The sequence below is a fragment of the uncultured Agitococcus sp. genome (genome assembly GCF_937920075.1).
Taxonomy (GTDB): Bacteria; Pseudomonadota; Gammaproteobacteria; order Pseudomonadales; family Moraxellaceae; genus Agitococcus.
Genome location: NZ_CALETI010000289.1, coordinates 1 through 1,286 on the forward strand (window position 1 = coordinate 1; position 1,286 = coordinate 1,286).

Genomic DNA, 1,286 nt, shown 5'->3' on the forward strand with positions numbered 1-1,286 from the left:
TTTTGTAGTCCAAATGGTGGGCGCGTACCCGTTGGCCTAGACGCTATCCCCTGCCTAAAATCAATCAGTCTATCACCTGCACAGATTGATGCTAAGAACGGCATGGGGTTACGGGCATCATGTGATATACGATTGCAAGACTTCCCCCACGATGATATTCGCATTGACCCTTATGTAAATGGTCGTACTTATATACCCATCAATCAAGGCACATACTTTGGCAAACTAAAGGCGCGTAACCCGTTTTACAATGCGCGCATCATGCGAGTTTATACAGGGTTTTTAAATACAGACGGCTCATTTAGTGCTAATAAATTCGAGCGTAGGACGTTTGTTATTGAGGCGTGGGACGGCTTAGATGCGTTAGGCGTGACACGCATCATGGGTAAAGATGTTTTAAAATTGGCCAGTGACGAAAGGGCGGTATGTCCTATACCGAGTCAAGGCCGTTTAAATTTAGATATGACCGCCATAGCGACATCATTTACAGTTACACCATCGGGTGTAGGTGCTGATTATGATGCGAGTGGTTATGTGCGTGTAGGTAGCGAGGTTATGAGCTACACGCGCTCAGGCGATGTTTTTACAGTCGTTAGAGGTCAGCGTAACACATTGGCAGCCACGCACAAACAACTTGATACCGTGCAATTATGCAAAGAGTACGCAGCGCAAAAAGCACAAAACATTGTCTATGATTTATTAACTAATTTTGCCAATGTGTCTACATCTTATATTGATAAGTCAGCATGGGACGCGGAGCAGGTAGGTTATTTACCACGTCTTTATAACGCCCTTATCACCACGCCCACAGGCGTATCAAAACTAATCACTGAATTGTCGGAACAGGTCGGCTTCTTTCTTTATTGGGATGAAGTGCTTGAAAAGATTGTATTTAGAGCGATTCGGCCTAATAGCGGTAGCGAACAAATAACCGCATTGACTAGCGAATACAATCTATTAGCTGATAGCCTAAAGTTAAAAGATATTGTTGATGACCGAGTCAATGAAGTATGGGTGTATTATGGCGTGCTTGACCCGTCAAAAAACTTGTCAGACGATGCGAACTATTCAAATTTGTATGTTGCTTCAAACGTAGCAGACCAATCTGACGTACAAAACCGCGATATACGCATTAAAAAGATTTTGAGTCGATGGATAACAGACCGAGCAGCCGCGATAGAACTCGGTCAACGATATTTAGAGCGTTTTGCACTTGCACCTGTTGAAGCTGATTTTATGCTTGATGCTAAAGACTCTAATTTAAAACTGTGCGATTTTGTGACCAT

General features: G+C 43.2%; 1 pseudogene. It reads left to right on the forward strand.

Annotated features, from left to right (window positions below):
* Window positions 1-1,286, forward strand: a pseudogene (locus Q0212_RS10100) (hypothetical protein); the annotation flags it as partial.